The following is a 25,671-nucleotide window of genomic DNA, read 5'->3' on the forward strand; positions in this document are numbered from 1 at the left end:
TGATGTCGATCAAAGCTATAACCATGACCAAAATCAACTGCGACGGACAGGCTGAAGCAGCCTGCCCCAACGACTCGTCCAGGCTCTACGAGTACCCGCAGGCAGTGTCCCTCCGTCTGGCGCGCAAGGAAGGGTGGGTTATTACCGGTTTCGTCACCTGTCCGGCCTGCAGCGGCGCTGCCGGCGGCGGCACTAATCCGGACACCGGCAGCCTGGCCACTGTCCGGCGGCCGGTCGCTTCAGCGCAGGCCCTCCCATTGCCTCCGGCGGACCAGCCGCTGTCCATAGGCCCGGGGCGCAGCAGCGTATCGCGTGCGACCCGTCAGTCCGGCAGCACACTGCCGCTTGGATGGCGCCAGCTCCCGAACCGCCACCGCGGCGTCGCCCACTAGCTGCTAGGCCGCATCGCGCAGCAGGGGTTCCTCCTCGGCGTCCTGCAGCTGCGCGATGCGCCACGCATCATCCTCAGTGAGGCTGGAGATCACCGGATCCCCCTGGTCATTGCACAGGACTGCTGTTCCGATGATCTCGGGTTCGTTCTCGTCAGTTTTCATAGTCCCTATGTGTGCGGCGGCCGCTGCGCGTCTCTCCGTTAGCCCTTCCAGCGAACCAGTGGAGAGGACCCGCGGATCACCCGGTAGGACAGTTGCGGGTCAACCCTGCCGGCATGCGGACCGCGGGCCAGCCATTCACCGATCTCTTCCAGGGCCGCAGACGGGGAGGCGGCACGCACCGGCACACCGCGTACCGGTTTGAGCTCCACACTGCCCTGATCGGAGGGGTGAACGACCAGCCACCCGCGCACACGGCGTGCATGGGCGCGCACGTCTGCCACGGCACCGGCAATGCTCGTCTCGAGGTTCGGGATGACCTTCTCACCGTCGACAGCAAGGTCTCCCGTCAGGTCTTCATGGATCCACCCCGGAAGAAGGCGGGAGTCGATGACGGCTGCGCGGTCGCCGTTGATAATGATCTGCGGAACTGCCCTCCCGCGTACCGGGGCATTCTCAAGCAGCCGGGTTCCCGGCGCTGCAAGGATCTCACCGAGTGCCCTGTGCGTCATGGCCCTGGCCGCTGCGGCGTCCTCATCTTCCCCGGGGTGGGCGAAGGCGCTGTACCTGCCGGCGGACGGCACCTGGCCTGTTTCCTTCAGGTTCTCGCGCCGGCGAAGCCAGGAAGCAGCAGCAATGCTCAGCAGGACACCGGCTGCCACAGCTGAAGCTGCCGCCGGAAGGTGGCCGCGGTTCATCACCCAGAAAGTCAGCGCTCCGTAGCCGGCAGCCAGCAGGGGCCCGGTGGCGATGCTGCCTCCGCGCCGGACCTGATAGCAGCTGTGCCAGGCACCGGCAGCCCAGCACGCAGCATAGGTGATGGCGCCGGAGCCGCGCGGCAGAACGCCTTCGGGTCCTGAGAGGATCAGCTCCTTCAGCCCCAGGAACACGACCAGCGAAGCCCAGGCAAGCAGCAGGGCCGCCGCCGCTGCGGGCAGCGGATCAGCACGTGGCCGCTCCTTCACGGCATCGAACACCTCACGCCAGGAAGCTTCAGGTACGGGAGTCTCATCGGCGGCAGCCGGTACCGTGCCTTCCGGTGCAGGAGCAGCAGCAGCGGACCAGAAGTCTTCGAAGTCAGGGCCGGGATCCGCGCGCGGCGGACTCGGTGCTGATGGCTGCTCCCGGCGGTCCTCAGGCTGAGGTGCAGGACCGTGAGCTGCTCCGGAGGAAGGCCCGGACGGGGCCGGGGTGCCCAGACCATGGGCGCGGTCGTAGGCTGCACGCTTCTCGGGGTCCGACAGGGTCTCCCAGGCACTGGTGACCGAGAGGAAGAGCGGTTTCATCGCATCACCGCCCACGTCGGGGTGGGTGCGGCGGGCCAGGGCCCTGTAGGCCTTCTTGATTTCGTCGTGGGTGGCGTCATGGCGCACGCCCAGGACTTCGTAGCTGTTCATTCGCGCCCGTCCCGGTGCAGGCAGGAAGCCGTGCCGGGCAGGCTGGACGCAGGCATGGAGGTATCCGATGTGGTGCTCACCGGGTCTATGTGTGCGGCTGGCGGCACGAAAGTGCCCGGCTCCTAGTACGGGGACTGGATGTACGCGTAGATGAAGAAGAACAGGACCGTCGCAGGGACAGCCAGCAGCGCTGCCAGGCAGGTGAAGAAGAGGGTTCTCATGCTCCCTATGTGTGCGGAACCGAAGGGGTCTGTACCGGCGTTGACATGTCCATGGAATGAGAAAAGGCAGGTACCCCGCTGGATGCCTGCCGTTTCTGTGTGGAAGTGCCCTAGACGAACTGGGCGTAGGTGCCGGGCTGGATCTTATTGCTTTCCAGAACGCGCGCAGCACGGGCTTCATCCCATGCTTCACCGCTGATCATCTTCCCGGCGCGCGTCGTCCATGCCGCGGCGTCGACGGGGATGAACGGGTCGTCCTGGCCGGCGAAGAGACGGCGGCGGAACATGGCCCAGCGGATTGCCCCGTCAACGGTGTCGAGGAGCTCTGCAGCCTGAGGGCCGTCAAGGGCCGGTGCAGTCACCAGGTTTTCGCGGATCCACTCGAAGGCCGGGCGCCATCCTCCGGCGGCGACGGCAACGAATTCGGAGGCGCGGCCGCTCAGGCCGGTATCGACGGCTGCGAGGCCGACGTCTGCGCGCCGGTCGGGAACAGACGGAGGGACGATGTCGGTGGCATCAACCCAGGTTCCGAAGGGGGAGCCGTCGGGCATGACTGCCCCGCTGGAGGCAACTTCGAGGTTCCGCCACGGATCCTCGGGATCCAGGGAGCGGACGAGATCAGAGACCAGTCCTGATGCCCAGGCCGAGATCCACAGAGGCTGCCTGGCAGCAATGTCAGCGACGTGCTCGTCGATCTCCCGGCGTGCAGCAGTCGTGACCAAGGGCTCGCACAGGGATACCACCCAGCGGTTGACCCAGTCGATGTCCTGCTGATCCATTCAAAACTCCTTGGTGTGGCAAAAAAATTGCTCATGGCGGTAGGCCGGAACTGATTCAGTTTACGGCAGGGCGAATCGCCAAACCGGCCGTCGGGGCGCGGGACGCATAGAAGCTAGAGTGAACATAACTGATCCTTCAGCATCCAACCAGCCCATCGTCGGCCTGATTGAGCTGCCCGACCTTGCCGAGACCCTCACCCGGTGCGGGATAAGGGTCGTGACAGGTCCCGACTTCCGAAGCGCAGCGACTGCGATCCGTGCCGAGCTGACGACCTCCGGCGCTTTCCCGATGGTCGTTGCGGACATCCCCGCTCCGGGTCTGCGCGCATGGATTGACCGTGTCCAGCAGACTGCCGAGCAGCAGGGCGCTCCCATTGCCGTGTCGGTGGTGCGCAATACCGGCAATCCGGTAATTGATTCCCCCAACGTTTCGGAACTCATTGAACCATTCACCGTAAACCAGCTTCTTGGCTCCCTGAGACTTGCGGCAATTCAGATCCCGGCTGGCAATACCATCTACCCTGAATCCCTTCAGGCTCCCGGTCTCGCCATGCCGGAATTCGATGACATCTTTGACGATGACGAATTCGCTGCCCCCATTGTTACACCTAAAAATGCAGCTGAATCCAAAAAAGACGCGTGGGACGATGATGAAGATGCGATTCCGGCAACTTCCGGGACAATTCCTTCACCTGCCGCATCAATGTCCGATGACTGGGACACCATCGCCACCCCGATGATGGCCCCGCTGCCGGCACCGGTGGACGTCCTGGACGACTGGGACACCCCCGAACCTGCCGCGGTGCGCGCCGCCCCCGCTGCAGCTGCACCGGCCCCTTCCATGGATGACTGGGACACTCCCGAGCCGGCACCGGCTCCTGTACCCGCTCCGGCACCGGCTGTGCAGGAAGCACCGCAGCCGATGTCCCGCCGTGAGGCACGGGCTCTGGCAGCAGCACCGGCCGCCGAAGACTGGGACACCCCCGCCCCGGCACTTCCGGCACCGGCCCTTCCCGCCTATGAGACACCGGTACGGGCCCAGCCGGCCTACGAAACCCCTGTGCGCCCGGAACCGGTCGCCTACCGTGCGCCGGAGCCCGCAGGTCCCGCCGCCCCTGCTGCTCCGTCCTACGCGGACTGGGAAGAGCCTGCTGCCCCCCGTACGGAATGGGCTGCGCAGGAACTGTCCCCGATTGAGGCAGCACCCGTACCGGCGCCGCGTCCGGGTGCCCTGGCTGTTCCCGGCAACCGCGAAGTCAGTGATGCCTGGTCAGCTGAACGCCGCCCGCTGCGCGATATGTACGACGCTGCGGACGCCTCTGCGATCTTCGATGACTTCGAGGCCTCCAAGCTTGCCGGCACCGGCCGATCCGCCGCGGGACTGGGCTCCTTCATCATCAACTTCTCCGGCAAGGGCGGCGTCGGCAAGTCCACCTCCTCGCTGCAGATGGCCCACGTGGCTGCCGCCGCAGGCCTGCGCGTGATCCTCATCGACGGCAATTCCGGCCAGGGTGACCTGCGCACCTACCTGCGCCTGAACCGCACCTCGCTGCCGACCGTCTACGACGCAGCAATCCGCAGCATCCGCTCCGCCGTGCTGACCCCGGACATCATCAACCAGAACCGCGAGGATGTCCTCGGCCGCGTGAACTTCGCGTTCATCGCAGCTCCGCCGGACGACATCAACGACCCCGCCGTCGTGACGAACCAGCTCTACCTGGACGTCATTTCCTTCGCCCGCCGCAACGCGGACCTGGTCATCCTGGACACCCAGATCATCGAGACCAACGACCGCACCGGAGTCGTCAGCCAGATCCTGCTTCCTGCCCTCGTGCACGACGCGTGGGGCCTGGGCGTGACCGATATGTCCAACACCGGCGTGAACAACCTCAACGGACGCCTGCGGACCTTCATCAAGAACGGCGTCCCCACCGACCGCCTGATGGTCATGGTCAACAAGGTCGACCCCGAACAGGAACCGGTGGCAGCCACCATGCCCCGCTACTTCAGCGGTGTTGGCCACTACCTCGGCACCATCGCCACCGACCTGGACGTCCAGCAGGACATGAACGCCGGCCGGATCAACATCGGCAGCCAGGACCTGCGCACCCTCATGAGCAAGGCACTGCTCCGTGTCACCGGTAATGAGGCCTTCCGCGCCGAGGCCGAATACACACCGGAGGAAGCACAGTCCCGCGGCTTCTTCTCCAAGGTTTTCGGCAGGAAGTAGCCGTGGCCAGCCCCCTTTCCAAGAACCACCAGACAGGACACAAATGGGCCTGAGCGCCGAACTGATCGAGACTGAGGAAGCCTACGACAGGCACCCCAATCTCGACACCCTGTGTGGCCGCCTTCAGGCAGTCATGCACGGGCGGGCAGCCGAGGAGCTGCTTGCCCGCCGGGAAGAGATTCCCGCCCGTGCCGGTGTGGCAGCGCTGCCGGCATGGACCTGGCTGCGCCCGCTTATCAGTGTTGGGCGCAAGGACAAGGCCTTCGGTACGGGGGAGAACCTCCTGATGCCCGTTCGCAATGACTGGGACAGCCCGCTGGTTCTGCTGGTCTCGGAGGAAAGCATCCCGCTCTCGTACCGTTCACGCGGCATGGGACATGCTGCCGCCGGCCAGTCCCGCGTGGTTGTCCGCACCGGCGCCAAGCCGGTGGCAATGGTCGATGAGGTACCTTCCCTGGCCTCCATGGTCTTCGTGGGCACCGCACCGCGCACCATGGTCATCCGCACCCTGGAGCAGATCGCTGCCGCCGGCAAGGAAGCCATGTGGGAAATCATCCAGGGGATCGAACCGAAGCTGCGCAAGGAGCTGTTCAAGGCCCACGCGTATGTCAGCCATGAGATCGCGGAAACCTCCGGGGCCTTCCAGCCGATGCTCGACGAGATCAGCATCGACGAGATCCAGGACTTCATGATGTACGGCGACGACAAGAAGCCCGGATCCGTCTTCCGGCTGATCGAGCTGTGCCTGGCACCGGAGTGCTTCCTGCGCGTGGATCCGCTGAAGTACATGTCCAAGCACCTGCGCCGCGATGCCGAAACCCAGATCCGCAGGAAGATCGGCGATCCGCACATCGGCCCGAAGATCAGGGAGATTGCCCGGAACCTTCCCGACGGGAACCGTGACCTGGCCAGGATCGTCGCCGAGTACCGTCGCGTCTATCCCAAGGACAGGCTCTCCATCAACCGCGCAGAGGCGGCCATGACTGTCAGCCCCGATGCCATGGCCCGCTCGACGATACTGACACCGGAGATTGTGGACTTCACCCGCGGCCGGGGCGCACTGTGACGATGGCCGGGACGAGGGCACAGATCGAGCTCAACGACGCCGCCCGGGCAGCCGCGCGCTGCCGGGCGGCGTGGCTGGCGCGGGTGAAGATCACCGATCCCGGCACCCGCACGATCGACGAGGCCCTTTTCGCTGCGGAGATGGCCAAGGTCGCCTTTGCCGGAGGCCAGACGCAGCTCCCGGCCCGGCCTGCCCCGGCCACCGTCGCAGATGTTCTGGCCGCTTCCGCGATGAAGGAAAACCGGCCGCTGCTCAGGCTTCGGCTCACCATCCTGCTGCGTTATCAGCCCGGATGGGGCCGGCTAAGGGCAGAAGGGGTGGTAGATCACGTTTTGTCGGTGACAGGGGCTAAACTTGACCGTCGACTCGTGAATGTCGGCTGGCTCCTTGACCCGAGGGCCGGCGGGCGGCGTTATGCGGCCTGGCTGGATGCCCTTCAGCCCAAGAAAGACCCGCCATGGAGCGGATTCCCCCACACAAGGAGCAGCGGCTTTTGATTGAAAACACACGGGACGTCATCCGTGGTATCGCCGCTGCAGACCCAAGGTCCCAGCAGGGCCTGATCAACTCCTTCGTCACCGAACGCTGGGGCATGTTCAAGCAGATCGCCTGGTCCCTGTGCCGGAACTTTGGCGTGTCCGTTGACGGGCACGGTGAAGACTTCACCTCCATGGTGGCCGAGGAAGCGTACAAGATGCTGACCGAGCATCTGGCCGACCCCGAAGAGCTTGAACGGGTCGAAGTCTGGGAAGGGATGCTGAAGCTGCGTTCCCGCCAGGTGGTGCGCAACTACCTGGACCGTGAGATGGCTCCTGCCTCCGAGATGATTTCGGCGCTTCGCCGTGTCCGGCTGCTGAACCAGACCAGGGATGCGATGCGCATGGAGCTGCACCGCGAGCCCTCTGACCGGGAAATCGTGGACTCCCACAACGAGAAGATGCACAAGACCCGGTCAAACCCCGTGAAGCAGGGCGTCATAGCTTCCGTCGATGACCTCAGGACCTACCGCGCCTGCGCTGACGTCGATGACCATGACAGGGCTGAACCCATCGACACCGAGTTTGTGCTCCACCCCGTCGAAGGCCCCATGTTCATCAAGCTCCTGGTCCAGCGGACAGGGGAGTACAACGAACGGCTTGGCACTGCAGCGGAGCTTTGGCTCGGCGGCCTCTATGGCAAGGACCATCCGCCCAGGATCGCCAGTATTGAGGAGATTGCCGAGGCCATGGGCGTCTCCCGGTCCACCGCGCGCTCCTATGTCCGGAAGATCAAGGAATACGCCGTCACCGTCGCCCAGGAAGAGTTCGACATCACCGGAGCCGACGTCTAGCAGTACCCGTCCGGCAGAGGCGGCAGGAGAGGCAGCAGACGCCTTCCCTGCCGCTTTTTTGTGCCCGGTCCTGCCCACATAACCGACACCGCCAACCGAAAAAGAGGGAGGGCGGGGCAGCGTTCCCATAATTGACAGCCGTCAGAGGCCGGGACGCATAGAAACAGATATGGAACACAATACAGAGACCGGCCAGACAGACTCCGACACGGCAGCGGGGTCCGACGACAGCGTCTCTCCCGCAGCGCCCAAGCACGCCCCGTCCCTGAGCGGCGTCGACTTCAGCATTCCCGACCTGCCCTCCTGGGTTGCCGAGGACTACCACTCCCACATTGAAGGGTCCGGTGCCGAGAAGCTCGCCGATTCGGGTGTCGCCCCGCTCGTCGCAGCGGCCCGCGGGTACAAGCGCATCGACCACACCAACTTCGCCGCCGAGATCAAGACCATGGGCGTCAAGGGCAGCACTGACCAGGGCCGCCGGTGGAAGAACAACTTCGCCAAGCCCGGCTCCGACGCCATGCAGATGCCCTGGTATTCGATTGCCAGCCTGCAGATCGCAGAGCGCCTCCAGAAGCCTCTCATCCCGCTGACGTACCAGATCCGCCCGGAATTCCCGTCGCTGAACAAGTCCGGCAAGCCGATGAAGTATGAGTTCGTTAAGGACGCGCTGACACCGCTGGACCTGCACCCCGCGACGCCGGTGTCCTGGATCGACACGACCCCGGTGGTCATGTTTGCCGAAGGCATGCTCAAGGGCGACGCTGCCCTCTCTGCCTACCTGCACCACCACGGCGCAAGCTGGGACGAGCTGAAGTCCGAAGGTGTCACCGATCCCGTCGCCGCGCTGCGGACCCTGATGGAGCGCATCCCCGAGGACGACCGGGTCCTGATCATCTCGATCGCCGGGATCCACAACGCCCACCAGCACCCGATGGACTGGCGCGAGATCGCGCTGAAGGACCGCATCGGCTGGATCGCCTTCGACGCCGACCTGTCCGTGAACCCGCACGTTCACGCAGCCGCGCAGAAGCTGTTCCACCAGCTCGATGAAAAGTCCCGCATGTCCCAGGTCCTCTTCCTGAACCCGGAAATCAATTCCGGCGACGGCGGCGAGATGGCCAAGGCCGGCGTGGACGACTACCTCGCCAAGGTCGGCGGCTGGAACGACCTCATCGCCCAGCTGACCCCCAATATGCCCGCAGCCCCTCCCCGCAACGAGGAAGAGCGCCCGGGCAACTGGCGCGTATCCAAGAACGGCCTGTCGGTGGAGGAATGCGTAGCGGTCAACGACGGCCCCGGCGGAGCACTCAGCCGTTACGACTGGCGCACCGTTGTGCACCTCGGCGGACGCATCCTCAGCCGTGAATCGGTCCGTCAGCCCACCGACCAGGAACTGCGCACCGGCCTGTTCAACCCGAAGGTGCAGCCCTCCGATGTGGAGGACTGCCAGGTCGAGGTGGAAGTCAGCTGGGCAGGACCCGGCGGCACCGAGCAGTCTGCCGTCGTAGCCGGCCCCGAGCACATCCTCAGCTACATGCCCGCCGACTGGCACCGCCAGGGAGCCGTCATCCCCTGGGAGCTGCAGCGCCACCCGCTCTGGCCCCCGCGCGCCCAGAAGGGCGAGGCCTGGGTAACCGCCATGAAGGCACACCGTCCGGACGAAACCGTCCTGAAGACCAAGTGGATGCAGATGGGCTGGGTGCCTGTCGAAGGCGGAGATCCCGTCTACCTCATCGGCGACCAGGTGATTGGTGACGCCGACCTGAGCACCGCTGTCTGCGGCGTGGATGACCGCAAGGTCCCGGTAGCCCAGCATTACGGTGTCGGTGACCTCGTGGACGGAGACTACGACGACGAGGGTTACCGCCAGCTCGTACGTGAGGACTTCCAGAAGGTCATCGACACGTACGTCACCTCCAATGCCTGGACTGAGGATGCCACTGCGGCCCTGGTGCTGGCTGTGGCGCTGCGCCCGACCATCCCGCTGCGTCCGCGCGCCTCCATCTACCTGTGGGGCCCGAAGGGCAAGGGCAAGTCCTGGACCGCACAGTGCATGATGTACTTCTGGGCCCGGAAGAAGACTGACTGGCTCGACAAGCTCCCCGGCCAGGCCAAGGACACCGCGGCCGCCATCGAGAATGCCCTGGCCTATACGCCGATCTGGGTTATCGACGACATGGCACCGTCCTCCGTGAAGCGCCAGGCCGAGCAGGAGGATGCCAAGCTCTCGGATATGACCCGTGCGATCTTCAACAACGCCGGCAAGGGCCGCATGAACGCTGACATGACGGCGCGCAAGACCAACAAGCCGATGACGCAGCTGATCATGACCGCCGAGAATGAGCTGACCACCCCGTCTGCCAAGGAACGCCTGATTCCTGTCTTCATTGGCCCGGGCAAGCTCAACCCGTTGAAGACGCCCACGGACCAGATCAACAAGATGGCCCGCAACGAGGGTGTTCAGGCCCGCTTCACCTCCCACGTGCTGCGCTACATCCGCCGCTCGGCCATCGGCACCCAGGGCGGCTGGGAGAACTACATGACCGGCCTGGAAGAGAAGCGGATCCAGGTCCAGAACACTGCCGGAACGATCATGAAGAAGCTCGGGGCAGCATCGGGCTCGCTGGAGCGTACGACGTCGCTGGCAGCGGACGTACTGCTGACCTTTGAGATCCTCAAGCAGCTCGCCCAGGAACTGGACATGGGCCGCGAAATGGTCCGCCTGTTCTCCGTCCACGAGCTTGGCGGGGAGATCATCAAGCTGGTCAACGAGGCGCATGCCCACAACCAGCAGGCAGCACCCGGCATCTCCCTGGTCCGCGCGCTCTCGGCACTGCTCGCCTCCGGTTCAGCGCACGTGATCTCCGGTGATGATCCCAACCGGCCGCCGATCGAGGGTACGGACAGCGGCGAGTCGCTGGCCAACTCCGGCCTTGGCTGGGTAGGCGGATCAAGCGACGGCACCATGCGCCCGGGCGGGGTGAATATCGGAACAGTGATCACTGCCACGGATCCCGACGGGCACTCACGGAAGATCATCCTCTTCGATGTCCACACGGCCTTCAACAAGGCGCAGGCGGCCTACCCGACCCTGATCCCCTACGGCCAGGGCACCGGTTCAGCCTGGTCCTCAGTATGGGATGAAGGCCTGGCCGCCGGGTACATTTCCCGGTCCAGGCACTCCACCGGAGCCCTCCTGACCACGGCCCGCCGGGCAGTGGGTTCCCGCCGGATTTCCGGTGTCCCCATCGAAGTCGACACGATTCTTCGCGGAGGCACCGCGGTGGACGATACGGCAGAGGAAGCCTAGGCACCCCCTCCCACGGCGCGCCGGAGGGTCCCAGCCCGCGAATGATTGGGGCCCTCCGGCGATCGGTGGACCGTTTTTTGACCGTTTTGCTCCCGAAACGGGGTTTCTGCCGACGATCCGGCGACCGGTTTACCCCCTTCTGCCGACATGCCCCGGGGCACCCTACCCCCGTTTTGACCCGGGATTCCGGGGTTTTTGAGATCAGCGCCGACAAGACCAACGCTGACGACAGGGGGAGGACGCCTATAGAGGGTGTCCATATAAGTAATTTGAGAGAGGGGAACACATAGGGCCCCTTATATATATATAACTCTTAACTTGTCGGTTTAGTTGGTTATATATGGAGGCCCCCTCTTCTCCCCTTTATTTCCGGGGATTTTCTCTGCCGACATGACCCCTGGTTTTCGTCGCCAGGGTGTCGGTTGGTGTCGGCAGGGCTGTCGGCACAAAAAGTTGCCACCCATCAGCGAATTCGGCGCATAGAAACTATATGACCACTATTACGCTGAAGCCGCCTTTGCTCCGCGACAAGGTCGCCTGGGACGGCAAGAAACTTGTCGTCACCGATGACAGCCTCATCAATTCCAAGCTGCGCCGCAAGGCGCTGTCCGCATCGACCTCCAAATCCATGCAGTCCTGCGCTGCACGCTGGGTGGGGGAGCGCCTGCTGCGCAGCGACGACGAAGATCCTTTCGCGCCGGCACCGCTGGGCACCAGCGCCCACACCGTCCTCGAAGACCTCTACGCCCTGCCCGGGCACCAGAGGACCATGGCTGAGGCCGAGAAGATCACCATCGGGTACGCCGACAAGATGTGGCCCGATGACCGCACCGCCTCCGACGCCGTGCGGGCTGCGGTGAAGATCGCACGCGCGCGGTGGATCACCGAGGTCAAGGCCGCCTACGAGGGAATCTTCGTGATCGAGGATCCGCGCACCATCGTGGTCAAGGGGCGCGAGCACCAGGTCAAGGACATCGAGGTCAACGGGGTGCCCATCATCGGGTACATCGACCGTATTTCCGAAGCGACCGTCGACGGGGTCACCGGCCTTGTTCCCGAGGATTACAAGTCCGGCAAGGTCCTGAGCACCTACTTCGGCGACGACCACGGGGACCAGCTGCGCATCTACAGCAAGGCCATCCACGTCGAGTTCGGTGAAATGCCCGTCGGCGCCAAGGTGCTCTACACGAAGTTCGGCAAGTTCCGCGACATTGACCTGTCCAAGCGGGCCATGGATAAGACCCTGAAGGTCTTCGCCCTGTCCTGGAAGCGCCACAACAACTACATGAAGTCCCAGGCGTTTCCCACGAAGGTCTCCGCCCTGTGCGGCTGGTGCCCGCTGGTGAACTCCTGCCCCGTCGCCAAGGCCGAAGGCAAGACCGTCTCGGAGAAGGTCGCAGACCAGATCCCCTCCGCCACCGAACTGGGCATCCCGACACTGCGCCCGGGACTGATCGTTCCCGTTCCGGCAGCCTCGGCGGACCGTCTGGACGACGACTCCACGGACACCGTCACCTTCTTCCCGCCGGACGAAGATCCACACCCCGAAGAAGCCGCGGCGCTGGGGAGAGCTTCAGAAGCTGCCGCACACATAGGGAACAGCGGGCAGAGCCCGGACGAACTCTCGAAAGAGGAACACATGGCAATCATCGAAGGCAAGCCCTGGGACACGTACACCAAGAACGGTGAACTGAACCCGATCTCCTTTACGGCCATCGGTGTCTTCGGCATCGCTGAGATGGCACTGGAAGCCCTGCACAAGGCAGGCCAGCCCGTCACCGGCAAGAACGTCAAGGCGCTGGCCGCGACCTTCCGGCACATCGTCATCACCGCGCAGGAAGACTGGACCGGAACCACGTCCATGGCCGATGCGGCCAACACCCGGATGCGCGGCGCCCTGCGTTCGGTGACCGCCACCCTTCCGATGCCGTTCGGCGAGCCCAAGGAAGCCTGGGACGACTGGGTATCCAAGGCCGTCAAGCGCTGCTCGTCCATCGTCGCTGTCGCACACTACGTCTTTGACGGCGTCGAGGACGACGAGCCGTGGAGCGGCCTTGCCTCCGCTCCGGCGCTGAGCGTCGTTCCTGACACTGCCGAGAGCGCTGCCGAGACGGAAGAGGCAGCCCCCGCCGAAGAGCCTGCACCGGCTCCGGCCCGCAAGGCCCGCCCGGCCCGCCGTGCTCCCCAGCCTGCCCCGGCAGCAGAGGAGTCCGCCGAGGACGACACCGACGAGTTCGAGGAAGAAACGAAGCCTGCACCCGCCCCCAAGGCCAAGCCGAAGCCGAAGGTCACCACAGATGATCTGGAGTTCCCGGCCGACGACGATGACGACTTCGCGTACTCCGCCTAGCCCCAGCCACCACCGAACCGCCCCTCCAACGAAAGAAGCACCATGAGCCTTGACACCAAGGAACGCAACGACATCATCCTTGCCGCGGTCAACATGACCGGCCCCGTCGGCGATGACCTCCCGGACTGGAACACCCGGGTCCGCGCCAACACCAAGAAGCTGACCATCATGCTCGGGGAAACCTCCGAACTGGCCAAGACCATCGACATGGTCCAGAACTGCAAGGTCTTCTCCGGCACCATCCTGCACGTAGCCAAGGAAAAGACTTCCAAGCGCGGATTCGTGGGACTCAAGACCACTCCCTCGAAATTCAACCCGGACGGCGTGGAGTCGGTGCGTACCGAAATCACGGAGAACAACCCGGAAGCCCTGGCATTCTGCCGCCAGCTGCGCAGCCTCGAAGGCCACCGCGTGCTGGTCTGGGTCGAAATGCAGACCAACGAGGATGCCACCCGCAAGTTCCGCATCCTCCAGCATGTAGAGGACCTGGGCCTGGACCCCGAATACGACGAGGACGAAGCCAAGGAAACCACCCTGGCCAAGATGCGCAAGTAGCCTCCGCCTCCACGAAAACCCCTCCGGCACCGTTCTGCCGGAGGGGTTTTCTGCGTCCGCAGCCGTCACCGCCGCGTCTACGCATGTCCATGGGCAGATCAGATCTACAAGGAGAGACACCCATGAGCGAAACTCCCTACGCAGGCTCCTACGGCTACAACCAGGACCCGCTGGACACGCTGCCCGACACCGCCGAAGACTACGACGGCGCCCCCGCCGAAGAGGCACCTGCTGACGCCGACGAAGAGCTGGACGGCGAGCAGGACGAGAGCACCGATGCCGGCTCCGGCCGGACCCGCACCGCCGCCAAGCCCGCATCGTCAAAGGCCGCCTTCCGCCGCGTGGCAGCCAAGGCACTTGAAGTGGATGCCGCCTCGGGGACCACCCGTTCCGTTGCTGCTGTCCTGACCGGTTCGACCGAGGACGCCGCGGACCTCACCGCCGCGATCATGACTGCACCGCGCAGCGTGACCGCTCCCCTGAGCGACCTCGACGAAGTCATTGATGCCCTGGCCACACGCCCGTGGGAAGCCGGCGTCATCGCTGCCTCCATGGACCGCAGCCGCCTGAAGGCTGTCTGGGGCCTGCTGCACGCGCTGGAAGCCGTGGATACACCCACACCGCCGGCACGCGCCGACAAGGCCGGCCTGGGTGTTGTACGTGCAGCCAACGACCTGGGCGACGAGCAGAAGGCTGAGCTCATCACAGCCGCCGATCTGCTCAAGCGCTCCTAAGAGCCGGAACCGGGAGGCAGGCCATGGGCCGCAACACGAGGAAACCCGTCCAGGACGAATTCTGGATGGAGAGCGTGGAGGAACTTCCCCGCGCCGACATTGAGTTCATCGACAAGTCCAGCAAGCGGATGAAGTTCAACCGCATGTTCATCTACACAACCATCGGCCTGATGCCGGTGTCCCTGCTGGCCAACATCGCCATGCTCCCCAAGGTCCTGGAAGAGGAGCCGCCCCCGCCTGCGGTGGCACAGACCGTCAGCTCCCCGACCAAGGCAGTAGCCATGACCGCGGTGGAGAAATGGCTGAACACGGTTCCCTCGCCGCTGCCCGGCGGCCGCCTGCTTTCCTGGGACGGCGCCGAAGTGCAGGTCGAGCCCTCCATCGTCACGAACGCCGACACCGGCCAGACGGACGAAGTCCAGGGACTGCAGCTGCACACGATGACCCTCGTCACCGGCGGCGGTGTCCTCTACACCACCCAGGTGCAGGTCGCCTACAACGAGATCCGCGGGGCACAGGTCATGGGCAAGCCGTCCCTGATCCCGCGCGCACCGGATGAAACCTCCGCCTGGCCGAACCTGAGTGCCTGGCCGGGCCTGGTCACCACCAGCAATACCGACGAGATCAGCCAGGCCGTGGACGCATGGGTTGAGGCCTTCACCTCCGGTGATCCCAACGTACTGCGCCTGACCGTCGGCGACACCGGAGCCAACCGCTCCTACGTGCCGCTGATGAACGCCACCGCCAGCGAAGTGAAGGTCAACACCGTCGCGTCCAAGCCCCTGGACCCCAACGCGCCCGATACCGAACGCCCCGGCACGGTCGTGGCGCAGGTCGAGTTCAAGATCAAGTGGGACAACCAGGAAGTGTCCCGGGGGCAGACGCTCTCGAGCATGACCTACGACGTGCTGATCGAGAACGCAGACACTGCAGCGCCGAAGATCGTCGCCTGGGGCGGAGCCGGCACCGGCGAGGAACTCAAGCCGTACATGAACGCCGTCGAGGGCCGGAAGATCACCTCCGACACCATCAAGAACGGCGAAGCCGCAGCAGCACCCGAAGAGTCAGGCAACTAAACCATGGCCAAAAAAGCCCCCGCACAGGCCCCGCTGATTGATGTCTCCATCCCCACCATGCTCCGCACCCGGCTGCCCGACGGCCGGCTGCTGGGCGTGGACGGTTCCGTCTGGCTGATCCGCCGCGTGCCGCTCGAACCGGTCGTTGACGCCAAGAGCGTCGATGAGCGCATGAACGTCTTCACCCCGCTGCTCGCCGCCTACGACGAGCTTTCCGCCATGACTCCGGTCGGTGTGACCCGCCGTGCGATGGCCCGGAAGGACTACCGTCAGACCCAGCTGCTGATGGTGAACCTGAACCGGCTGTTCAACCCCACCGGCCACCAGCTGGCAGGGTTCCTGAAGCGCTCCTTCCCGGCGCAGGTCACCGAGAAGCGGATGCTCTTCCTGGCAGTGAAGCTCGCGTCAAAGGTTGGCGGCGCCGGTGGCCTGAAGGCTGCCATCGAGTCGGTGACCGAAACCCTGACAGTCGGCGGCTCCCCGCTCTCGGACTACGACGTGGACCTGAAGAAGGTTGACGCGGCGCTGGCGCGCTGCGGCCTGACGACGCCCACCTCCGAAGAGCTCTCCATCGCCAACTCGTGGTGGAACCGCGGGCACTTCCCTGACACCGTCGACCTTCCGCACTCGGATCATCTGCACGTCTTTTCCGACGCCAAGGCAGTGCGCATGGCAGATGATGCCGGACGCACCAACTGCCACGAGTGGCCCGAGATCCCCAACCACCGGACCCTGACCTTCGCCACCCTGGAGGATTTCGAGTTCGACTTCATCCCGCCCACGGACCCGAACGCCCACTGGGCCACCGGCCTGCTGGACGATGAAGCCGTGGCCATCTCCATCCGCGGCAGCATCGAACCGGCGAAGATTACCCGCGCGGAGCTGCGCCGCCAGCGCAAGCGGTACATGGACGACATCCGCGAACGCGTCGAGCAGCACAAGATGGAGCGCGCCGAGCAGGACGAAATGCTCCAGACCCTTGAGGACGTTGAAGGGGTCTACGGATCCAACGGCGGTTCCCCGACCCTGGTGGATGCCTCCGTGCTTGTCGCGTTCGACGGCGAAGTAGAGGACATCACCCAGGCCGGCGGGAACTCGCAGGCGAACCTGCGCATCATGAACTTCCGCCAGCGTCAGGCCCTGGCCGAAATGATGCTCTGCTCCCACATCCGGGCTAACCCGAACCTGCATGACCTGCCCTCCCAGACCGTCGCCTGCTCAGGGATCCAGTCCCTCTCCACGGTGGGCGACAAGACCGGCGCCCTGCTCGGCTTCACTGAGCGCGACCGCCAGCCGGCCTACGTCTCCCCGACAGCGGCGTCCACGGCCGACGGCCTGCCCATCTTCCTGAACGTGGGCGGCACCGGCTCGGGTAAATCCCAGGTCCTGCTCTGGAAGGCCGTTCAGTACGCCGAGATGGGCGGACCCCAGGTGATCATCGACCCCAAAACGGGATCAGATCACAGTCCCACGGTCCTGGCAGCCGGCGGGCAGGTCAGCTCCCTTGACGACCTGGCCAACTCAGACGGCGTGTTCGACCCCATCCGCTTCTCGCTGCGCCCGGAGGTGGGCGTGGAAATGGCTGCATCCATGCTCTCGGCCATCGACCCCTGGGGCGGTAACGCGGCAAGGTACGAAGTCGCCGTGTACAACGCCCTGTCCTACGGTGTCGCCAACGGCGCCCAGTGCGTCGGCCAGGCCCTCCACCTTGCCCACAACGCAGGGAAGGCGACCGCAGACCTCGTCAACCCGGTCTTCGAGCTGGCCGATTCCTCCCCGATGTTCCGTGCCTGCGTCGGCATGAACCCCAAGACCAAAGGCCTTCGCATCCACGACGGCATCACCTACATCAAGGTCGGCGACTCGCACCTTGATCTGCCCGAGCCCGGCGCCATCAGCCAGGCCACCCTGATGCAGCGCGTCTGCCTGGCACTGGTTCGCATGATGGTGTTCGGTTCCGCCATGGCCCTCACCGGCCGCGGCGGAGCGATCCACCTCGATGAGGCCTGGGTGTTCCTCGGCGCCGGCAAATCCGAGGTGGAGCGCCTGGGCCGTCTGGCCCGTTCCCAGAACGTGCTTCCGGAGCTGTACACCCAGCGTGTCTCCGATGCCCTGAAGGCAGAACTGACAGGCTACATCTCCCGCGGACTCATCCTGCCGATCGAAGACGCTACTGAGGCCCGCGCAGCGTGCCAGCTCTTCAAGCTCGACCCGACACCGGAGCGCATGGCACGCATCACCGCCAAGGCTGAGATCGGCGACGGCGAATCGGTGGCCATGAACTGGAACTCCATGAAGGCCCTGCGTGACCCCAACGACCCGGAGCGGCGCGTCATGCGCGGTGCCGTCGGGATCTACGCCGACCTTGCCGGCCGGGCAGTTCCCGTGGAGATCGTACTGCCGAAGAACTTCCTGGCGCTGTCCTCCACCAGCCCGGAGGACATCAAGCGCCGCGAGGCCGAGGCCACGGCACGGGAGCTTGAACGCAGGCAGGAAGCAGCACTGGCCGTCATCTGACAGTCGCTGCAGGGGCCCGGGACACTTGCCCGGGCCCCTCTCTGTGCCCGGCGGTGAAAGCCCGCGGCAGTGCCGCACACATAGGGACCCGGTGACAGTTCCGGCACCGTCCGGCAGGGCCCTGTCCGGTGTGATGGATCACACATGCCCCAAGTGGGGACACCTTGGGGGTCAGCCGCACACATATCCGATGTGCAGCAGCAGACAATCACCACAGACTCCACTTGCCGGGACGTACTTCAGCAGTACGCTGCCGGATCCCTCGAAGAACACACTGCCAGGCAGCTCATCGCTGCAGCCCTGCATGCCTCCGGCATCACTGGATCGGTCGCCTCCGAAAAAGCCGTGCAGAGCCCCCAGGTCCGTGCCGACCTTCAGGCCGAGATGGAGGTCCTGCTCTACACCAAAATCATGCAGACCGAGGCCGGCGGGTTCGACCTGACGCTGGCCATGAACACCTCCGCCACAGCGTGGGCGAGGCAGCTGCTTCGCACCGCCAGGGCATCCCTGCTGCGCAACATCCACATCCGCACCAACGCACGGCTGGACCTCGTGGACCCCGTCCCCAACAAGGACAAGTACACCGACTCCCCGCCGCCGCTGTCCCACACGGTCTTCCACTCGGCGTCCGTGGATGAGGCGGATGACCCCAATGAGGACGGCGAGACCTTCACCGACGCTGCCGAATGGCTGCGCTCCAAGCAGCGCCATCTGCGCGACAGCTCCAAGCTCTCCGCCTCGGCAGCATCCATCATGCACGGCTACGGCGTTCCCGCCGTTGCCCGCCCGCCCCTGGCTGAGCGCAAGCGGCTGAAAGCCATGATCACCGAACAGCCCGAACTGGCCCACCGCTCCGTAACTGCGATGCGTGCCCTCATCGAATCCGAACCGTACCCCTACACGGTGGACGAAGGCCTGCTGGCCCTGTGGGACAACTACTCCTTCGACCAGATGGACGCCATCGCCAGTGCGCCGCCGAGGGTCGCCCACGTGCTCGTCGACTCAGCTGTCTCTGACCGCGCCCGCCCGTCCCGGAACGTCCTGCGCCTCTTTCAGGCCAGCGTCCGTGCACTGGGCACCGGTGTGGGATGGGCGCGGCTGGCAGCCGAGACCTGCGAAACGTTCATCGCGCTGGAATTCGAGGCGTACTCCTCCTTCGACACAACCGGAGCCGAATACCGCGACGAACGCCTGGCCGGACGGCGCATCAGCGTCATGAAGTCCCCGGAAGTCTTCGCCCGCGTCCTGGCCCACCCCGGACAGCGCCTTGGCCTGACCGAGAACGACATCTATGAGCAGCTGGACCGGCTGATTACCACCATGACCGAATTCGACGTAAAGGCCCCCGCCGCATGAACAAGCTGACCGAACGCCTCTCACCTTTCTGGAAGATGGCCCTTGGATGGATCATCGCCGCGGCGGTCTCCATCGCCCATATCCGCATTATCTTCTCCGTCCAGATGACCGAAGCGAACTTCATGTGGCTGTACCCGCTGCTCATTGCCGCGCCGGGCATCATCAGCATGATCCTGCTGCCGGGGGAGATCCGGCACTGGTACCGCTGGACTGCCATCGTCGGACTCTCCTTCAGCGTCTACGCCGAGGCACTGCCGCTCGTCCTGGCCATCGGAGGCACCTACGCGCTGCAGCAGGCCTGGGTCACCGAACGGACCCTGAGCCTGAAGGACGTCATCACGTTCAACCGCCGCCCCACCGCCGAGGCGAAGACCCGGAAGCAGGAGCCTGCCGGGGCCTCCAAGGCAGCAGGGAAAGCCAAAGCCGGCGCCTAGGGCTCCCCGGGCTGCGCCCGGCTGAATCACCCCCACAGCACGGCCCCGCGGGGCCAGGCCCACCGACCACGAAGGCACCGCCATGACCACCATGATGAAAACCCTCACTGAAGCAGTGCGGATCGCTACCGGCATCCCCGACGCCATGCCCCGTCCCGGGCAGGCGACCCTGACCGAACACATCGAAGAGGCCATCCAGAACACCGGCCACGTCGTCGGCGTCGCCCCCACCGGCCTCGGCAAATCGCTCTCCCTGCTGGCCCCGGCCATGGTGGCAGCAGCTGAACTGGGACAGCGGACCATCATCAGCACCGAATCGCTTTCCCTGCAGGCCCAGATCATCGACAAGGATGCCCCCAACGCGGCCGCCGCATGCGAAAAAGTCACCGGCACCCGCCCTGACGTCGCGCTGCTCAAGGGGTTCTCCAACTACCTCTGCCTGGCCGCGGTCCGCGACACAGCCGAAGCTCTCACGGGCACCGCAGGCGGCCGCCTGCCCAAGCACGCCCTGAAAGCCGCCCTGGCCAAGATCCGTAAGTCCGGCACCGCACAGCTGGACGGACGCCCCTTCGACCTGGCCGCCGGCATCCCGCTTCTGACCTGGGCGCTGTCCCTGCCCGAGGACGCCGCCGGAGACAAGCAGTCCTACGAAGGCGACCTGACCAGCGAGCTCTGGAACACCGTCTCCGTAGGCCCCAGCGAATGCATCGGCGACAGCTGCCCTGTCTTCGACCTGTGCAAACCCAAGAAGGCACGCGCCAAGGCCGCCGAGGCGGACATCGTAGTGACCAACCATTCCATGCTCGCAGTCCAGGCAGCCAAAGGTGTTCCGGTTCTGGTCGGCAACAGGACCCTGGGCGAGTTTCACATCATCATGGTCGATGAGGCACACGCGCTGCCCGAGAATGTCCGCAACGCCGGCGCCAGCGAAGTCTCCGTCGCCACGGTCACCGCGCTGGCGAGGGCCATCACCCGTGTCCTCGATGAATCCGAAACCCGCGTGGCGCACCTCGTCCGGGAGGGCAAGGCGCTGGCACTGGAGCTCAACGACGAACTGGCAGCCCTTGGCCGCGGCACCAAGTCAGGCGAAGTCCGCAAGATCACCGAAAACGAAGACCCTGTAGAGACGACGGGTGACATCATGATCGGCTGGGCGCGGTCGGTGAAAAGCGCCCTGGAGACCCCTGCAAACTCCTCCAACACCAAGATCCGCCTTGCAGCCAAGCGCCTGAACGGCCGGATGGATACGTTCATCGCCAACATCTCCGCAGTGAAGCTTCACAAGACCGGCGTCGCCCGGTGGATCGAGATGAAGACTCCGCCCAAGGATGCCAGGAGCCAGATCCCCTACTGGGCAGCCAGTTCCTCGCCGGTCAACGTCGGCGGGATGCTCCTGGCCAACCTGTGGACCGCACCGGTACTGCCAGATGAAGAGGACCCCGTCGCGCAGGCCATGAAGGAAGCCGGAGAACCTGCCGAGGAAGAGCTGGGCACGTACCCGATGACCGTGATCGCCGTCTCCGCCACCCTGCCCGGCAGGTTCGGCTACCAGGCGGGCATGAGCGCCGAGAACGTGAGCTACCCCAGCCCCTTCGACAAGGCCTACGGATCATCCCTGCTCTACATTCCCAAGCTGGTCGGACCGGAAATCCAGGAGCTCTACCCCGGCTGGGCACCGGGCCGCCGGGCACGCTTCGACGCCCGCCTCCACGAAGGATGGGCCGCGCGCAAGAACGTCGAACTCGTCGACGCCGTCCACGGACGCGCCCTGATCCTGTCGGCCAAGTCTTCCTCCGGGGAGCGATACGCCAAGGAGCTGCGCGCCGCCGCCAAGGGCCGCTGGAAGGTCTACTCCCAGTGGGACGGGCAGTCCACCCGGTACCTGATGAGCGCATGGCGCGATGACGAGCACGCCGTGCTGGTCGGCACCAAGTCACTCATGACCGGCGTGGACGCCCCCGGGCGCACCTGCTCGCTGGTCACTGTGGACCGGATCCCCCGGCAGGCAGGCAACCCCGTGGGCGATGCCCGCGTGGAAGCACTGATGGAAGCGCTGCAGACCGACAAATGGTCCGCTGACCGCCTCGTGTACGTCTCGGAAGCCGCACTTCTCCTGGAACAGGCAGCCGGACGGCTCATCCGTTCCATGGGCGACGTCGGAATGTTCGCTGTCCTCGATCCGCGGTTCCTGAAGACAGGGCCGGTCAGCTACCCGGAGATGACCCGGCGGGTCTACAAGAAGGCCGTCGAACGCTTCCTGCGCGTGACCACCAGCCACAAAGCAGCCATCGAATTCCTCGAAGAGCTCTCCTCCGGGGACATGGAACTGGCCGCCTGAGCATTCCCGGCCCCGGCCGTACACAGTCCCTTTACCTGCAAAAACCTCCGCAGCACGCCCGCTGCACCGATGAAAGGCACCCATGTCCCAGAAGACCGTCACCGTTTACTCCAAGCCGTCCGGCTGCCAGCAGTGCATCGCCATGAAGCGCGCCCTGGAAAAGACCGACGTCTACTACGTCGTCCTTGACGCCACAGCTGATGAGCACAAGGCGTTCCTCGACACGCTTGGCTACATGCAGGCACCGGTCACCGTCGTCCACGACGCCGAAGGCAACCGCGTCGACGACTTCTTCGGGTTCCGGCCGGATAAGGTGGCCGAGCTCGCAGCAGACCCGGCGGTGCGCCGCCGCGAAGCAGTCGCAGCCTAGCCAGCCGCGGAGGGCCCGGTTTCCACGTCGGAGGCCGGGCCTTTCCCGTGCCAGGGCAGTTTCCTGTCCGCCGTGGGCGCCTGAAACGCATAGAAATAGCGTGAGCACAATTTCCCTGCCGAAGACCCGGAGCCGGCTGGCTGACCTCCTGATCGCCGAAACTGCTGCAGCCTTTACCCTCAGCCACGGCAGGTTTCCCGGCCCCGGTGAGCCCGAGCTGTATGCCTGGCTTGAACGCAAGCGCCGGGCCGCCCGCAAAGGACGCCTGCGCCCCCGTCTGGACGCCTTTCTGGGTGAGAACATGCCGGGGTGGCGCCTGAGCCGCGAGGACCTCTGGAACGCGTCCCTGAAGGACCTGGCTGAAGCAGAGAATCCCACTTCCAAGCAGCGGGCCTGGCTCGCCTCACAGCGCCGCGCATCACGGACCGGGACGCTCACCGCCCGCCGCCGCAGTGCACTGGACGCAGCCCTCGGCAAATGGGATAAGCCTGCAGCTCCGCAGCCCCCGTCCTGGCAGGAACGGGCCGATGACATCACCGACTTCGTGGACCTGCACGGACGGCTTCCCTCCGCCTCCGGCCGGGACGATGAGGCATCCCTGGCCCGCTGGCTCACCCACCAGCGTGCACGCGCCCGCGCCGGACACCTGCTCCCACGGCAGATGTCACGGCTGGACCGGGACGCCCCCGGCTGGCTCCCCGCCGGCGAAGGCCGCGACTTCCCCTGGCAGGCACGGGCCAAGGCACTCACCGCCTTCGTAGACACCGCCGGCCGCTGGCCCAAGCCCTCCGTCCCCGCTGAGGCCGACCTGGCCAAATGGGCCAGAGCCCAGAGAACCGCACACCGCAACGGCAAGCTGGCCGAAGCACGGACTGTGCTCCTGGCCGGGATTCCCGGCTGGCCCGATGCCGTGACCGGGGAATGGAAGCTGTGATGCTCGACGAACGCCGGATTCCGCCGGCAGTGGCCGCCTTCTATGAATCCACCGGCCGCTGGCCCTCAGCCGTCACCAGCTCGGATTACGAACGGTCCCTGGGCCTGTGGCTGAACCGGCAGCGCGTCAGCTTCGCCGCCGGCAGCATGGACGACTTCCGCCGTGCCGCGCTGGACCATGCGATACCCGGATGGGAAGCAGATCCTGACGGCATCTGGCTGGACCGGGCCCGGGAAGCCTCCGACTTCCTGCTCTCCCACCGCCACTTCCCTTCGGTGCACGCGCTGGATTACAACGAGCGGATGGTCGCCCTCTGGCTGACGGGACAGCGCGCACTGCGCACCGCCGGAAAACTCCGCGCAGACCGTCTGGCGTGGCTGGACGGCCACTGCCCGGGCTGGACCAGGACCCCGCCCAAGACCCTGACCAAGAAGACAGCCGGATCCGCCGGCGCGCCCGCCTAAACCCTGAGAAGGCCACCTATGAACACCCCGGAACACACACCGATCAGCACATCCGCCTCGGAAGCTGCCGTCGTCATCGCCGAAGCCCTGGAACCCCATGCCTCCCCGGAGGCCATGAATGCCTTCAAGGAAGCTGCAGCAGCCTCAGGCAACACCGTGGATGAATCCCTGCCCCATCTGCAGGAACTGCTGCGTCTGACCGTAGAACATCTCAGCCTCCGGCGCCCCGGTATCGACACCAGCGGAGCCCTGCAGCGCCTCGCTGACGGTTCGCACACCTCTGAGGACATCGACCGGCTGAACCTCAACGCGATGACGGAGCCCATTGCCTATGTCCTGGACGGCGACTGGGACTTCCCGGCCGTTCCCGGGCTTGCTGTAGCGCTCTACCTGCAGGGGAATCCCGCGATCGACCGCTGCGTCGTGGATGCCGCCCTGGCTGAACTCACCACATTCCTGAACAGCCCCGAATCGGTCAAAGCGCAGCCGGCACCGGTCCGGAACATCATCCTGATCAACCCCGCCGGCCAGCCCGAACAGCTGAACCCGGCGGAAACCGACGAGGACTACGCCTTGAAGGCAGCCTGACGAACCATGGACCCGAGGGTTATTTGGCGGTCTTCCATCCCCCGCCCGGGGGGTCGTCATCGGGGCCTGTCCGCTGCTCCTGCGCAGCTTCTTTGGGAACTCCTGGCAAATTGACCCAGCCGTGGCGTGACAGGTCCAAAGTGTGCTCAGCAACGGCGCGGAAGATGCTTTCCATGTTCAGTCTCCAGTCCGCGAACGGCGGCTGAACCACCACCAGTTCGTCCAGCTGCAGAGATTCACGCAGCGCCACCTCTTCCTGAGGATCCTCACCGCTGAGCGCGAGGAAGACCTTCTCGGCGCCGTAGCGTTCTGCACGCCCGCGTAGCCTGCTGATGCCTTCGCTGAAGGCCTGCCTCTGCCCTGCATCTCCCAGAGGCGGCAGGACCTGGTATATGCCGCGGAACTGTCCGGTTCTTTCCGTGTCACGAATATTCTCCGGGGTCCGGACAACCATGATGGTCTGCAGGTCTCTGCTCCGGTCGTTGCAGATGTCGCAGTACCGTCCGGATGCGTCGTTGCCACACTCTTCGCAGGTACCGGACGGCCCTGCGTCCGCGGGCCGCCCGCCTGCATCCGGTGCCTGTTTGGGGGTGGCGCCCTCCAGTCCTGTCTCCGCTGGATCTGTCGCAGTTTCCTGTCTCAGCTCGGCGTATACATCCCGGTTTCCAGACCACGGGGACTGTTCTGGGGCAGCGGTGGCGGGCTGCCGCCAGGCCCTGCGCAGGAAGAGGGCGTTAAGCATGTCGGCCAGCGTGTTGTCGTGGGGAACGATGGGCTCACGCATGTGCGGCCTGCCTGGCCGACATAGCACTGCCGCCGAGCAGCAGCAGAAAGCCAAATCCAGTGATGCCCTGAAGGAAGTCGCCTGCCTGACCGGTCAGGAAATGCGCGCACACCCCTCCAATGAGGGCAAGCAGCATGGCGACCGCGAGATGCGCACCGATGGCTTGCCTGATACGAGGGACAGGGGTGCTGCTGCGGAGGATCTCAATGAGGTTCAGTGCCAGGACACCCAGCCCCAGAATGAATCCCCCAAAAGCTCCTGCGAATGCGGCCGCCAAGTCCATGATT

Annotated in this window: 23 protein-coding genes; 18 read left to right on the forward strand and 5 right to left on the reverse strand. The window is 65.3% G+C overall.

The window, feature by feature from the left end; genetic code table 11:
• Window positions 1-2: 2 nt before the first annotated feature.
• Entirely contained in the window at window positions 3-392 is a 390-nt protein-coding gene (locus tag ACSLGO_RS05365) for a hypothetical protein (RefSeq protein ID WP_436400429.1), read from the forward strand.
• Between the two features lie 3 nt (window positions 393-395).
• Here ACSLGO_RS05365 and ACSLGO_RS05370 read toward each other — a convergent pair whose 3' ends face one another.
• The 3 genes from ACSLGO_RS05370 to ACSLGO_RS05380 all read right to left on the reverse strand — a co-directional run bounded on the left by ACSLGO_RS05370 (window position 396) and on the right by ACSLGO_RS05380 (window position 2,948).
• Window positions 396-554 carry a hypothetical protein gene (locus ACSLGO_RS05370; protein ID WP_436400431.1) on the reverse strand — a complete coding sequence of 53 codons (159 nt, stop codon included), beginning with the start codon at window positions 552-554 and terminating at the stop codon, window positions 396-398.
• Window positions 555-592: 38 nt separating this feature from the next.
• Window positions 593-1,948: a DnaJ domain-containing protein gene (locus ACSLGO_RS05375; RefSeq protein WP_436400433.1), complete on the reverse strand. Its 1,356-nt coding sequence runs from the start codon at window positions 1,946-1,948 to the stop codon at window positions 593-595.
• A 331-nt stretch (window positions 1,949-2,279) separates the two neighbouring features.
• Window positions 2,280-2,948, reverse strand: coding sequence for a hypothetical protein (locus tag ACSLGO_RS05380; protein WP_436400434.1), 669 nt, complete (start codon window positions 2,946-2,948; stop codon window positions 2,280-2,282).
• A gap of 118 nt (window positions 2,949-3,066) precedes the next feature.
• On the opposite strand from ACSLGO_RS05380, the gene ACSLGO_RS05385 reads away from it, so the two are divergent.
• The 17 genes from ACSLGO_RS05385 to ACSLGO_RS05465 all read left to right on the forward strand — a co-directional run bounded on the left by ACSLGO_RS05385 (window position 3,067) and on the right by ACSLGO_RS05465 (window position 24,600).
• Window positions 3,067-5,178, forward strand: a complete 2,112-nt coding sequence (locus tag ACSLGO_RS05385; protein WP_436400436.1) for an AAA family ATPase — start codon at window positions 3,067-3,069, stop codon at window positions 5,176-5,178.
• A 43-nt stretch (window positions 5,179-5,221) separates the two neighbouring features.
• Window positions 5,222-6,244: a hypothetical protein gene (locus ACSLGO_RS05390; protein ID WP_436400438.1), complete on the forward strand. Its 1,023-nt coding sequence runs from the start codon at window positions 5,222-5,224 to the stop codon at window positions 6,242-6,244.
• Between the two features lie 83 nt (window positions 6,245-6,327).
• Window positions 6,328-6,741, forward strand: a complete 414-nt coding sequence (locus tag ACSLGO_RS05395; protein ID WP_436400440.1) for a hypothetical protein — start codon at window positions 6,328-6,330, stop codon at window positions 6,739-6,741.
• On the forward strand, window positions 6,738-7,574 hold the full coding sequence (locus tag ACSLGO_RS05400; RefSeq protein WP_436400442.1) for a hypothetical protein: 837 nt from the start codon (window positions 6,738-6,740) through the stop codon (window positions 7,572-7,574). Before ACSLGO_RS05395 ends, ACSLGO_RS05400 begins: the two co-directional genes overlap by 4 nt.
• Window positions 7,575-7,743: 169 nt before the next feature.
• On the forward strand, window positions 7,744-10,884 hold the full coding sequence (locus ACSLGO_RS05405) for a hypothetical protein (protein WP_436400444.1): 3,141 nt from the start codon (window positions 7,744-7,746) through the stop codon (window positions 10,882-10,884).
• 490 nt (window positions 10,885-11,374) lie between these two features.
• A complete protein-coding gene (locus ACSLGO_RS05410; protein ID WP_436400446.1) occupies window positions 11,375-13,234 on the forward strand; it encodes a RecB family exonuclease in 1,860 nt (619 codons plus the stop codon).
• 42 nt (window positions 13,235-13,276) lie between these two features.
• On the forward strand, window positions 13,277-13,789 hold the full coding sequence (locus tag ACSLGO_RS05415) for a hypothetical protein (RefSeq protein ID WP_436400448.1): 513 nt from the start codon (window positions 13,277-13,279) through the stop codon (window positions 13,787-13,789).
• 122 nt (window positions 13,790-13,911) lie between these two features.
• Window positions 13,912-14,523 (forward strand): hypothetical protein, encoded by a 612-nt coding sequence (locus ACSLGO_RS05420; protein WP_436400449.1) that lies wholly within the window; start codon window positions 13,912-13,914, stop codon window positions 14,521-14,523.
• Window positions 14,524-14,546: 23 nt separating this feature from the next.
• A complete protein-coding gene (locus ACSLGO_RS05425) occupies window positions 14,547-15,599 on the forward strand; it encodes a hypothetical protein (RefSeq protein WP_436400452.1) in 1,053 nt (350 codons plus the stop codon).
• A 3-nt stretch (window positions 15,600-15,602) separates the two neighbouring features.
• On the forward strand, window positions 15,603-18,116 hold the full coding sequence (locus ACSLGO_RS05430) for an ATP-binding protein (RefSeq protein ID WP_436400454.1): 2,514 nt from the start codon (window positions 15,603-15,605) through the stop codon (window positions 18,114-18,116).
• 192 nt (window positions 18,117-18,308) lie between these two features.
• Entirely contained in the window at window positions 18,309-19,472 is a 1,164-nt protein-coding gene (locus ACSLGO_RS05435) for a hypothetical protein (RefSeq protein ID WP_436400456.1), read from the forward strand.
• On the forward strand, window positions 19,469-19,906 hold the full coding sequence (locus ACSLGO_RS05440) for a hypothetical protein (protein ID WP_436400457.1): 438 nt from the start codon (window positions 19,469-19,471) through the stop codon (window positions 19,904-19,906). Before ACSLGO_RS05435 ends, ACSLGO_RS05440 begins: the two co-directional genes overlap by 4 nt.
• A gap of 82 nt (window positions 19,907-19,988) precedes the next feature.
• Window positions 19,989-22,244: an ATP-dependent DNA helicase gene (locus ACSLGO_RS05445; RefSeq protein WP_436400459.1), complete on the forward strand. Its 2,256-nt coding sequence runs from the start codon at window positions 19,989-19,991 to the stop codon at window positions 22,242-22,244.
• An 82-nt stretch (window positions 22,245-22,326) separates the two neighbouring features.
• Complete coding sequence (locus tag ACSLGO_RS05450) at window positions 22,327-22,614, forward strand: glutaredoxin domain-containing protein (RefSeq protein ID WP_436400461.1); 288 nt, start codon at window positions 22,327-22,329, stop codon at window positions 22,612-22,614.
• Between the two features lie 100 nt (window positions 22,615-22,714).
• Window positions 22,715-23,548 carry a helicase associated domain-containing protein gene (locus ACSLGO_RS05455; RefSeq protein ID WP_436400463.1) on the forward strand — a complete coding sequence of 278 codons (834 nt, stop codon included), beginning with the start codon at window positions 22,715-22,717 and terminating at the stop codon, window positions 23,546-23,548.
• Window positions 23,548-24,012 carry a helicase associated domain-containing protein gene (locus tag ACSLGO_RS05460; protein ID WP_436400465.1) on the forward strand — a complete coding sequence of 155 codons (465 nt, stop codon included), beginning with the start codon at window positions 23,548-23,550 and terminating at the stop codon, window positions 24,010-24,012. The genes ACSLGO_RS05455 and ACSLGO_RS05460 overlap by 1 nt, the downstream gene beginning before the upstream one ends.
• A gap of 18 nt (window positions 24,013-24,030) precedes the next feature.
• Window positions 24,031-24,600: a hypothetical protein gene (locus ACSLGO_RS05465; protein ID WP_436400467.1), complete on the forward strand. Its 570-nt coding sequence runs from the start codon at window positions 24,031-24,033 to the stop codon at window positions 24,598-24,600.
• Window positions 24,601-24,619: 19 nt separating this feature from the next.
• Here the strand turns inward: ACSLGO_RS05465 and ACSLGO_RS05470 are convergent, their stop codons facing one another.
• Together ACSLGO_RS05470 and ACSLGO_RS05475 are read right to left on the reverse strand one after the other, a co-directional pair.
• Window positions 24,620-25,384 carry a hypothetical protein gene (locus ACSLGO_RS05470; RefSeq protein WP_436400469.1) on the reverse strand — a complete coding sequence of 255 codons (765 nt, stop codon included), beginning with the start codon at window positions 25,382-25,384 and terminating at the stop codon, window positions 24,620-24,622.
• Window positions 25,377-25,667, reverse strand: coding sequence for a hypothetical protein (locus ACSLGO_RS05475; protein WP_436400471.1), 291 nt, complete (start codon window positions 25,665-25,667; stop codon window positions 25,377-25,379). Before ACSLGO_RS05475 ends, ACSLGO_RS05470 begins: the two co-directional genes overlap by 8 nt.
• Window positions 25,668-25,671: the final 4 nt, after the last annotated feature.

This window comes from Arthrobacter sp. IK3, assembly GCF_051337705.1.
GTDB lineage: Bacteria > Actinomycetota > Actinomycetes > Actinomycetales > Micrococcaceae > Arthrobacter_B > Arthrobacter_B koreensis.

Coding starts and splice junctions, on each gene's coding strand:
- ACSLGO_RS05365 (WP_436400429.1), top strand. CDS start 3: ATGTCGATCAAAGCTATAACCATGACCAAAATCAACTGCGACGGACAG.
- ACSLGO_RS05370 (WP_436400431.1), bottom strand. CDS start 554: ATGAAAACTGACGAGAACGAACCCGAGATCATCGGAACAGCAGTCCTG.
- ACSLGO_RS05375 (WP_436400433.1), bottom strand. CDS start 1,948: ATGAACAGCTACGAAGTCCTGGGCGTGCGCCATGACGCCACCCACGAC.
- ACSLGO_RS05380 (WP_436400434.1), bottom strand. CDS start 2,948: ATGGATCAGCAGGACATCGACTGGGTCAACCGCTGGGTGGTATCCCTG.
- ACSLGO_RS05390 (WP_436400438.1), top strand. CDS start 5,222: ATGGGCCTGAGCGCCGAACTGATCGAGACTGAGGAAGCCTACGACAGG.
- ACSLGO_RS05405 (WP_436400444.1), top strand. CDS start 7,744: ATGGAACACAATACAGAGACCGGCCAGACAGACTCCGACACGGCAGCG.
- ACSLGO_RS05410 (WP_436400446.1), top strand. CDS start 11,375: ATGACCACTATTACGCTGAAGCCGCCTTTGCTCCGCGACAAGGTCGCC.
- ACSLGO_RS05415 (WP_436400448.1), top strand. CDS start 13,277: ATGAGCCTTGACACCAAGGAACGCAACGACATCATCCTTGCCGCGGTC.
- ACSLGO_RS05420 (WP_436400449.1), top strand. CDS start 13,912: ATGAGCGAAACTCCCTACGCAGGCTCCTACGGCTACAACCAGGACCCG.
- ACSLGO_RS05425 (WP_436400452.1), top strand. CDS start 14,547: ATGGGCCGCAACACGAGGAAACCCGTCCAGGACGAATTCTGGATGGAG.
- ACSLGO_RS05430 (WP_436400454.1), top strand. CDS start 15,603: ATGGCCAAAAAAGCCCCCGCACAGGCCCCGCTGATTGATGTCTCCATC.
- ACSLGO_RS05440 (WP_436400457.1), top strand. CDS start 19,469: ATGAACAAGCTGACCGAACGCCTCTCACCTTTCTGGAAGATGGCCCTT.
- ACSLGO_RS05445 (WP_436400459.1), top strand. CDS start 19,989: ATGACCACCATGATGAAAACCCTCACTGAAGCAGTGCGGATCGCTACC.
- ACSLGO_RS05450 (WP_436400461.1), top strand. CDS start 22,327: ATGTCCCAGAAGACCGTCACCGTTTACTCCAAGCCGTCCGGCTGCCAG.
- ACSLGO_RS05460 (WP_436400465.1), top strand. CDS start 23,548: ATGCTCGACGAACGCCGGATTCCGCCGGCAGTGGCCGCCTTCTATGAA.
- ACSLGO_RS05465 (WP_436400467.1), top strand. CDS start 24,031: ATGAACACCCCGGAACACACACCGATCAGCACATCCGCCTCGGAAGCT.
- ACSLGO_RS05470 (WP_436400469.1), bottom strand. CDS start 25,384: ATGCGTGAGCCCATCGTTCCCCACGACAACACGCTGGCCGACATGCTT.
- ACSLGO_RS05475 (WP_436400471.1), bottom strand. CDS start 25,667: ATGGACTTGGCGGCCGCATTCGCAGGAGCTTTTGGGGGATTCATTCTG.